Genomic DNA, 9,224 nt, shown 5'->3' on the forward strand with positions numbered 1-9,224 from the left:
CCGGCGGCCGGGTGGCTCGGCGCCACGATCGGCCTCGGTCCCACCTTCCTCGTCATGGCGGCGGGTGCGGCGGCGGGCGTTGCCTCGGCGTTGGTCCTTTGGCCCGCGAACGAACCCGTCGAGGTCGAGCATGTCCACCAGGCATTCGTGCATGACACCCCTCACGTCCACGACGAGCACCACCGGCACGAACACGAAGGCTGGGAAGGCCCGGAGCCACACAGCCATCCGCATCGCCACCAGCCGATCCGCCACCGGCACGCCCTGGTGATCGACGACCACCACGCGACCTGGCCGACCGGCACCGCTGGTGGGTGACCTGACGCCTATGCCGGGGTGTTCTGGTCGGTCTTTCTGGCCGCCAACATCCTGCCGGGTGCCTCCGAGGTGCTGCTCGTCAGCGGGACGGGCGAGCCATGGTTCGTCATCGCCACCGCAACTGTCGGCAACACGCTCGGCTCTTTCGCGAACTGGGCCTGCGGTCGCTTTCTCTCGCACTATCGGGACCGTCGCTGGTTCGAGGATCAGTGTTTTTCCGCGACGCCCGCATGATCGGAGAGAATGCGGCGCAGTGCGGAGTGACGACGGAGAAGCGGGAATTTTCCGCTGCCAAAGGCACTGGTAGAATATCTCAAAGGGCGTTTTACCCCAGCCAGTCGAGACGGCGCGCCCCGCGTCGGCTCGTGTCGCAGTACGGTTTATTCCGCGAGGGATACAATCCATATGGAGGACGATCTCTCATTGCCGCGTATCATAGGATGGGGAATGGACGGTGCGAAGGGTCTCTGATATCTAACCGTCCGATGAGGTTCTCGCGAAATCCTGCCTGGATAACAGTTCGGCTGCTAGCCGCGGTAGCTGTCATGCTCGGCTTGATTTTGTCCTCCGTCGGGTCGGTTGGTGCAGGGGCATCCACCACGGCGGGACTTCCATATGCCGTGTCGATGTCTGTTGAGACCGATTTGAGCGGTTCCGTAGACCATCAGCACGAGCATGATCAGGCGCCCGATGAGGGCCATGATCACAAGGTCTTCGGCGATGCCAACTGTGCGACGCATTGCCTAACGGCGATCCCAGAGACTGTCGTTCCGACGGGTTACGTGCCGGTCAGCCGCGATCTTTCCTATTCGGTCATCGTGACCGATCTGACCGGTCATTCCGGTCCGACGGCCAAGCGCCCTCCTCGAATCTGAACGTCTGGGGCTGGCATCAGCCTTATTACGTCTTTCGACCGTCTCCTGGCCGAAAGCGTAGACGTCAGGGATTCGCCAGCGGCGAAGCCTGATCTTCCCCCCATGACCGAACACGCGAGGCCATGCCTTGCGGCGATCGGTATGGCGTTCAGGTCCGAATATGAGATTCTCCATTATTGCCGGCGTCCTGCCTGGCCTCCTTCTGGTTGGCTGCGCGGAGGCAGCTCGGGGTCTGCCTGAGATTACCGCTTTCCCGTCCCCCGATGACCCTTCCGCTCTTGCCGGAACACCTGGCCGTGACCCGGTGGTCGGAACCTATACCCATCGCAATGTTCGTGAACCCGGGGGCTGGCGCGGCACCGCCGTCGAGATGGCGCCCTCTGCCGGACAGGAGCCGTCACGATGAGTTCGCTCCTCAAGATGGGCTGCGTTATTCTCTTGCCGCTGGTCATTTCTGGCTGCGTCGCGGCCTCGGAGACGTTCGAGCCCGATCTCGGCTTCAGCGTCGTTTCCGCCGACAGTGGGCGACGCCTCGGCAAGGAAACGGTTTGGGTCCAGGATCGTGCGCAGGCTGCCGCGATCAATCAGCGGGTCTCTGGCCTGCTCCGCACCAAATATGTCGGCGCCGATACGGCGGTGCAGGTCGCGCTTCTCAGCAACAAGGCCTTGCAGGCCGACTATGCGGAGGTGGGGCTGTCGGTTGCCGAACTCTGGCAGGAAGGGCTCCCCGTCAATCCGAGGCTTTCGCTTTCCTACAGCGGGATTGGTGTCGGACGGACGATCGAGGGGGTAATCGCCGCCAACATCATCCGGATGATGACCCGGGAACGGCGCCTCGACGTTGCCGAGGTCCGGGTCCTCCAGTCGCAATTGCGGGCCGTCGACGCAACGCTGGCGCTTGCGGCCAGAACGCGTGAGGCGTGGATCGAGGCGGTCGCCGCCTGGGAGACGGTTGCCTATCTGAACCGGGCCAAGGTCGCTGCGGATGCCGCGGCGGAACTGGCCAGCGAACTGGGTCGGACCGGAGCGATGCCGAAGGTCGAACAGGCACGCGAACAGGCCTTCTATGCCGAACTCACGGGGACTACCGCCGAGGCGCGACTGGCCGCCCAGTTGGCGAAGGAGAAGCTGTACCGGGTGATGGGCGTCTGGGGGAAGAATCTCGATTTCGAGGTGCCGAACTCGCTGCCTGGCCTCCCGGGCAAACTGAAGAGCTTCAATGCCATCGAGGCGGAAGCCCTCCGCAACCGTGTCGACCTTCAGGTCGCGCGTCTCGAACTGGAGGCTCTCGCGCGATCCTATGGCCTGACGAAGGCCACGCGATACGTGTCGGACCTGGAACTGGCTGCCGGCCTGGAAGTGGAGAAGGAAGTCGAGGAGCGGGAGGACGGGTCCGAAGAAACGAAAAATGTCGTTTCGGGGATCATCGAAGTGGGGCTTGAGATTCCGATCTTCGATAGTGGGCAGGCTCGGCTTCGAAAGGCAGAATTCCAGCACCTGAAGGCGGCCAACCAGTTGGCGGCGAAAGCCGTCGACGTCCGGTCGCAGGCGCGAGCCGCATACAAGGCCTATCGCGGTCGCAGCGAAATCGCTCGCCACTACCGCTCAAGCGTCGTGCCGTTGCGCACGACGATCGAGAAGGAAGCCCTTCTCACCTACAACGGGATGATCACGAGCACCTTCGATCTCCTCGCCGATACGCGGGCGAAGCTCGACGCGATCCTGCTCTCCCTCAACGCCAAGCGCGAATTCCACCTCGCCGACGCCGCATTGACCGCGGCCGTCTACGGCGGCGGCGGCGATGCGCCCGAAGCCGATGATGGCGCCGAGTTGGCGTCCGCCTCTGGCGACGATTGATCGAAAGGACCTGAACAATGGTTTCGAGACGACAATTCATCGGTGCCGGAGCGGCCCTTGCGGGGATCACCGCCTGGTCGAAGACGTCGGCCATGGGGCTTCCGGAGGCGCCGATCATGGAGACGGCGGCCACGCAACCGCCGCTGATTCCGACGGCGGGGCCGGACTACAATCCGGTCGTGACCCTCAATGGCTGGTCGCTGCCCTTCCGCATGAACAACGGCGTCAAGGAGTTCCACCTCGTCGCCGAACCGGTGGAACGCGAGATGGGGGAGGGCATGACCGCCTATCTTTGGGGCTACAACGGCCAGGCGCCCGGACCGACCATCGAGTGCGTGGAGGGCGACCGGGTGCGCATCTTCGTGTCGAACAGATTGAGGGAGCACACCACCGTTCACTGGCACGGCGTAATCCTGCCTTGCGGCATGGACGGCGTGACCGGCCTGACACAGCCGGGAATTCCGCCGGGCAAGACGTTTGTTTACGAGTTCGACGCGGTGAAGAGCGGGACCTTCATGTACCATCCGCACGGCGACGAGATGGTCCAGATGGCCATGGGAATGATGGGCATGTTCATCATTCATCCCAAGGATCCGACCTTCATGCCGGTCGACCGGGATTACGTCTTCATGCTGTCGGCTTACGACATTGATCCCGGTGCGTATTTGCCGAAGGTCATGGAGATGACCGATTTCAATCTGTGGGCCATCAACGCCCGGGTCTTCCCGGATGTCGCACCGCTCGTCGCATCAACCGGCGACCGGGTGCGAGTGAGGGTCGGCAACCTCACGATGACCAATCATCCCATCCACATGCACGGCTACGATTTCGAGGTGACCTGCACCGACGGCGGGTGGGTGAGGCCTGAGGCCCGCTGGCCGGAGGTCTCGATCGACATTCCCGTGGGTGCGATGCGCGCCTACGAATTCGACGCGGTCTATCCGGGCGACTGGGCGCTGCATTGCCACAAGTCGCATCACACGATGAACGCGATGGGGCACGACATCCCGACGCCGATGAATGCCAACAAGGCCAAGGTTGCGGCGAAGATCCGACAGATCCAACCGGACTACATGCCGATGGGCGAAACCGGCATGGCCGAAATGGCCGAGATGGCGATGCCACTGCCGGATAACACGATCCCGATGATGGCCGGCTGGGGGCAGTTCGGGGCGCTCGAAATGGGCGGCATGTTCACGGTGATGAAAGTTCGCGACGGGCTTGCAGCCGACGATTATGCCGATCCGGGCGATTACGAATTTCCTGCCGGAACCGTGGCGTACGAGTGGACCGGCTCCCTCCCGGAGGCACCAGTCGCACCGGCTGGCAGCGCCGATGGCGCTGCACTGCGCCGTACGTCAATCGCCAGGCCCATCAAGCCCGCCGGCAGCGACCATTCCGGACACTGAGCCGGGACACAGGGACACTGACCAGAACCTTAGAGGACCATTCATGCGCAAACTCACGACGCTCCTTCTCGCCACCATGCTGCCCCTCGCCCCCGCTCTGGCAGCCGGAAGCCATTCCGGCGGGCATGAGGACGAGATGATGCTCGGCAAGCCGGCAGAGGCGGCCCAGGCGGGCCGGACCATAGCGGTCAAGATGATGGAGACTGACGATGGCGCCATGCTGTTCGATCCGTCATCCATCGAGGTGAAGCGGGGAGAAACAGTCCTGTTGGACATCCACAACGACGGCGAGATCGCGCACGAGTTCGTCATGGACGGGCACGAGATGAACCAGGAGCACAAGGCGCTCATGGAGAGGTTCCCGGAGATGGAACACGACGATCCGAACTCCGTGCGTCTGGAACCCGGCGAGAGCGGCCAGATCGCATGGACCTTCACCAATGACGGCAGCTTCGAGTTCGCCTGCCTGATCCCAGGCCACTACGAATCCGGCATGCACGGTCCTCTGACCGTCGTCGCCAAATAACCCCATCGACCAGAACAATCAGGAGATCACGATGTCGAAATTCACAAAGTCCATTGCCTTGGCGCTAGTGGCGCTTCCGCTGGCTCTTCCGGCCTCCGCAGCCGATTACACCAAGGGCACCGTCCAGAAGGTCGACACAAAGGCCAAGAAACTGACGATCAAGCACGAGGAACTGGTGAACCTCGACATGCCGGCGATGACGATGGTCTTCGCCGTCGCCGATCCGGCAATGCTGGAGACGGCCAAGGAAGGACAGCCGATCGAAATTGTTGTCGAGAGGGTCCGCGGCAAACTGACCATTGTTGAAATGAAGTAGGAACTTCCCCGCCGGGGGTCGATCGTCCGGCGGGGACTGTTCATGGACTCATCAAAAAATTGCTGAAAGCGACCCATGAAATATTCGACATTCGGCGCAATGATTGCGACATCCACGATCGTGATGTTCGGCTTGATGTATCTGAACACCTACAGCCTCGATCACATCTATTTCAGCGAGACCCGTGCCTGGATGGCGATCTTCATGGGGGCGACGATGGCCGTCATCATGCTTGCCTTCATGCTTGGCATGTATCGCAACAAGACGGCCAACCTCTCGATCTTCGCGGCTGCGATTCTCGTATTTGCGGCATCGCTTTACCTCGTTCGCAGCCAGGACACGATCGCTGATGTTGCGTGGATGAAGGCGATGATTCCGCATCATTCGATCGCTATCCTGACAAGCGAGCGCGCCGACATCTCCGATCCGCGGGTTCGCAAGCTGGCCGATGAGATCATCGAGGCGCAACGGCGGGAGATAGATGAAATGAAGGCCCTCATTGCCGATCTCGAGCGCTAGGACTGATACGCCGGGTCCACGTCAAGTTCGACATCGGCAAACTTCTGCGACGGAGCGAAAGCCACAACTATGGCAGTGAACGATCTTGCAGGAGAAGACCTCGATCGGACGATCATCCGGGTGGAAGCCCGCAATGAGATGCGGACCGTCATCTGGCGTTCTTTGCATGACGGAAAGGTTGCACGAGCATCGATTGGATGGTCGCTGGGTGTTGAAGACCCGGGTGAGCGTTCTCGGGCCGACCAAAACGTCCGATATCGTCCATCTGCCATCGCAGTCGAACAAGCCCAGCAATGCCTGGAGCGACGGCAGAGGAGCGATTTCCTGACACATGCCTCCGCCCAAATGGAAACGGCTGCACCGGCGGTCGACGGAGATCTCTCCCGGCCGGGAGGGCATTCGTGGTGACCTTTCCGATCAGTCGCCGGAGCTTCCTGCTCGGCTCAGGCGCGATGCTTGCGACGACAGGATTATCAACGGCTGCCGCCACTCGACGCCGTCTCGTCGCTGCACCAGGCCAGACGCAGATCGTACCCGAGAAATTCGCAGGCCCAACGCCTGTCTGGGCATTCAATGGTACTGCGCCGGGGCCAGTCCTACGGGTTCGGGCAGGCGGGCGCCTGGCTGCCGACGTCGAGAACGGCCTCGATCAGGCGACCAGCGTTCACTGGCACGGCATTCGTATCGACAACGCAATGGATGGCGTCCCCGGCCTGACACAGGAGGCGATCGCCCCTGGAGATCAATTCGCGTACGAGTTTGTGGCGCCGGACCCGGGGACCTACTGGTACCACTCCCACAATCGATCATGGGAGCAGAATGCCCGCGGTCTTCATGGCGCGCTGATCGTCGACGAGCCTGCGCCATGGAAGGGCGCCGATCGTGACCTCGTCCTGGTTCTCGACGACTGGCGTCTCGTCGCGGACGGGTCCATCGAGGACGGCTTCGGCAGTATCATGGAGTGGGCACATGGCGGCCGCATCGGCAACACGCCTACGGTCAACGGACGTCTGGGATCGCAGATCGCGGTCCGGCCGAACGAACGGATCCGGGTCCGGCTGATCAATGCGGCCAATGCCCGGATCATGGAGATCGCCTTCGCGGATCTGCCGTCGCGTCTCCTGGCGCTCGATGGCATGCCGACGGCGATTGAAACGCTCAGCGGTCCCGTCCAGCTTGCGCCGGCACAGCGGGCCGATCTTCTCGTCGATTTTGCAGGAGCGGACGGGGACACGACGCCGCTGACCCTCCAGACGCGGGATGGGCCCTTCGAGATGGCAACGTTCGTCCTGGACGGTGAGCCGATGCGATCCGAATATCCCGATCCTTTCGGGTTGCCGATGTCCGGCCCGGCGCTTGTGACCGATCTGTCGGACGCCTTCAGGACCGACCTCGTGATGGAAGGCGGTGCCATGGGCAGCATGCAGGGCGCCACGCATCAGGGCCGCTGGATGGACATGCGCGAACTCGTCTCAAAGAGCCGGGTCTGGTCGTTCAACGGCGTGGCCGGCGACATGGACGAACCGCTCGCGACGGTGGAGCGAGGCCGTCCGATCGTCTTCACCCTTCGCAACGCGACCCGGTGGCCGCATGCGATGCACGTCCATGGTCATCATTTTCGTGTCGTTTCCCGTGACGGCAAACCGGTTGCAAACCCGGTCCTGCGCGACACCGACCTGATGATGCCCGACGAGACGATCGAGATCACCTTCATGGCCGACAATCCGGGGAAATGGCTGCTTCACTGCCACATGCTGGAGCACGCCGCAGCCGGAATGATGACTTGGTTCGAAGTGACCTGAGGGATACCGATGAGGCTGTCGAAGACCACCATCTCGGTATCGGCCGGCGTGCTCGCGATCGGCGCGTTCCTTCTGTGGCGCGCCACGTCCACCGGACCAGCTCCCACCGAGCACATCGTCGCCGTGGATATGCCCAAGCTCTCCTTCCAGGCGGAACGGGGACAGGATCTGTTCGCTGCGAACTGCGCTGCCTGCCACGGCGATAACGCCGGGGGTGCCGAACAGGGGCCGCCGCTGATCCACCGGATCTACGAGCCGAACCACCANTATGCCCAAGCTCTCCTTCCAGGCGGAACGGGGACAGGATCTGTTCGCTGCGAACTGCGCTGCCTGCCACGGCGATAACGCCGGGGGTGCCGAACAGGGGCCGCCGCTGATCCACCGGATCTACGAGCCGAACCACCATGGTGACCAGGTATTCCTGATCGCCGCGACACAAGGCGTGCATGCCCATCACTGGCGTTTCGGAAACATGCCGCCGGTCGAGGGGGTCAGTCAGCGGCAGATCGCGGACATCGTCGCATATGTCCGCGAGGTTCAGAAGGCCAACGGCATCTTCTGAACCCGCCATTATCGACGACGTCAGTGGTGCACCAATCGCCAGCACGGACTCGAGATAGTTGCAGTCTTTTGCCCGATCCAGTCAGGCGCCGCCGCTGGTACGTCGGATGCCGCATGATTATGATCGTGCTACATGCTTTTCGAACCTTTCGCTGCCTCGTCTCAGATTGAGCCTTCCAATAATTGGAAGCTAAAGCCAAATTCAACCCTGGTCGTGATTGCCTCCTCTGACTGGATTGCGCGCCAGGAAAACCCCACGAACAGGAACACCAGCGCCATGCCGACGATGCCGATCACGACGATCACGACGATCAGCGGATCGGACTGCCACTTCATCCCGGCGAAGGCGGCCAACACAAATGCATCGAGCGCGATGGCCGTCAGCAGCACCCAGCCATGCGCGCCCATCTCCTGGCGGAGATGCCGGAAAACGCCCCAGTGGATGATCATGTCCATCACCAGGTAGAAGAAGGCGCCGAGAGAAGCGATTCGGCTGAGGTCGAAGAAGACCGTCAGAAAGCCTGCGATCACGACAGTGTAGACCAGCGTGTGGTCCTTGATCGTGCCCGGCATCCCGAAATGGCTGTGCGGGATCATTTTCATGTTCGTTAACATCGCCAGCATCCGCGAGACTGCGAAAACGCTCGCGATCAGACCCGATGCGGTCGCGACCAGCGCGAGTGCCACGGTCAGGTAGAAGCCGGTCTGACCAAGGGCGGGTCGGGCAGCTTCGGCCAGCGCGTAGTCCTTCGCCGCACGATGCGGTCGAGCGACAGGCTGGAGCCGACCGCAAAGGCGACGAGGAGATATACGACGATGCAGATCGCGATCGACCAGACGATGGCCCGGCCAACATTGCGATGCGGGTCGGTGATCTCGGCGCCGCTGTTTGTGATGGTCGTGAAGCCCTTGAAGGCGAGGATAGACAGTACGCATCCGGCCTGGACCGCGGGGAGCAGATTTTTTTGTTTCAGAGCGGTTTCAGGCTTGCGTCTTTCGGCTTGACCCGTTGACGAGTTGCCGGGAGGTCGTGCGCGAGTT

General features: G+C 62.2%; 12 protein-coding genes and 1 pseudogene. 11 read left to right on the forward strand and 2 right to left on the reverse strand.

Annotation, left to right across the window (positions count from 1 at the left end; translation table 11 throughout):
- The 11 genes and pseudogenes from VQ042_RS23390 to VQ042_RS23435 all read left to right on the forward strand — a co-directional run.
- Positions 1-318: pseudogene (locus VQ042_RS23390) on the forward strand (MFS transporter); the annotation flags it as partial.
- Between the two features lie 18 nt (positions 319-336).
- Positions 337-552, forward strand: coding sequence for a hypothetical protein (locus VQ042_RS23395; RefSeq protein WP_331822693.1), 216 nt, complete (start codon positions 337-339; stop codon positions 550-552).
- A gap of 311 nt (positions 553-863) precedes the next feature.
- Positions 864-1,193: a hypothetical protein gene (locus VQ042_RS23400; RefSeq protein ID WP_331822694.1), complete on the forward strand. Its 330-nt coding sequence runs from the start codon at positions 864-866 to the stop codon at positions 1,191-1,193.
- Between the two features lie 402 nt (positions 1,194-1,595).
- Entirely contained in the window at positions 1,596-3,050 is a 1,455-nt protein-coding gene (locus VQ042_RS23405; RefSeq protein WP_331822695.1) for a TolC family protein, read from the forward strand.
- Positions 3,051-3,067: 17 nt separating this feature from the next.
- On the forward strand, positions 3,068-4,459 hold the full coding sequence (locus VQ042_RS23410; RefSeq protein WP_331822696.1) for a multicopper oxidase family protein: 1,392 nt from the start codon (positions 3,068-3,070) through the stop codon (positions 4,457-4,459).
- A 43-nt stretch (positions 4,460-4,502) separates the two neighbouring features.
- Complete coding sequence (locus tag VQ042_RS23415) at positions 4,503-4,985, forward strand: cupredoxin domain-containing protein (protein WP_331822697.1); 483 nt, start codon at positions 4,503-4,505, stop codon at positions 4,983-4,985.
- 31 nt (positions 4,986-5,016) lie between these two features.
- The gene (locus VQ042_RS23420) at positions 5,017-5,301 is read left to right on the forward strand and encodes a copper-binding protein (RefSeq protein ID WP_331822698.1); all 285 of its coding nucleotides are present in this window, start codon (positions 5,017-5,019) and stop codon (positions 5,299-5,301) included.
- A 75-nt stretch (positions 5,302-5,376) separates the two neighbouring features.
- Positions 5,377-5,820: a DUF305 domain-containing protein gene (locus VQ042_RS23425; protein WP_331822699.1), complete on the forward strand. Its 444-nt coding sequence runs from the start codon at positions 5,377-5,379 to the stop codon at positions 5,818-5,820.
- Positions 5,821-6,272: 452 nt separating this feature from the next.
- The gene (locus VQ042_RS23430) at positions 6,273-7,622 is read left to right on the forward strand and encodes a multicopper oxidase family protein (RefSeq protein ID WP_331822703.1); all 1,350 of its coding nucleotides are present in this window, start codon (positions 6,273-6,275) and stop codon (positions 7,620-7,622) included.
- Positions 7,623-7,751: 129 nt separating this feature from the next.
- Positions 7,752-7,967 (forward strand): c-type cytochrome, encoded by a 216-nt coding sequence (locus VQ042_RS26170; protein WP_442880199.1) that lies wholly within the window; start codon positions 7,752-7,754, stop codon positions 7,965-7,967.
- Positions 7,891-8,184 carry a c-type cytochrome gene (locus VQ042_RS23435; protein WP_331822700.1) on the forward strand — a complete coding sequence of 98 codons (294 nt, stop codon included), beginning with the start codon at positions 7,891-7,893 and terminating at the stop codon, positions 8,182-8,184. The genes VQ042_RS26170 and VQ042_RS23435 overlap by 77 nt, the downstream gene beginning before the upstream one ends.
- Before the next feature lie 161 nt (positions 8,185-8,345).
- Here VQ042_RS23435 and VQ042_RS23440 read toward each other — a convergent pair whose 3' ends face one another.
- Both VQ042_RS23440 and VQ042_RS23445 read right to left on the reverse strand, forming a co-directional pair.
- On the reverse strand, positions 8,346-8,870 hold the full coding sequence (locus tag VQ042_RS23440) for a hypothetical protein (RefSeq protein WP_331822701.1): 525 nt from the start codon (positions 8,868-8,870) through the stop codon (positions 8,346-8,348).
- 2 nt (positions 8,871-8,872) lie between these two features.
- A partial coding sequence (locus tag VQ042_RS23445) for an amino acid permease (protein WP_331822702.1) occupies positions 8,873-9,224 on the reverse strand: 352 nt, incomplete at its 5' end.

Source organism: Aurantimonas sp. A2-1-M11, assembly GCF_036549475.1.
Classification (GTDB): Bacteria; Pseudomonadota; Alphaproteobacteria; order Rhizobiales; family Rhizobiaceae; genus Aurantimonas.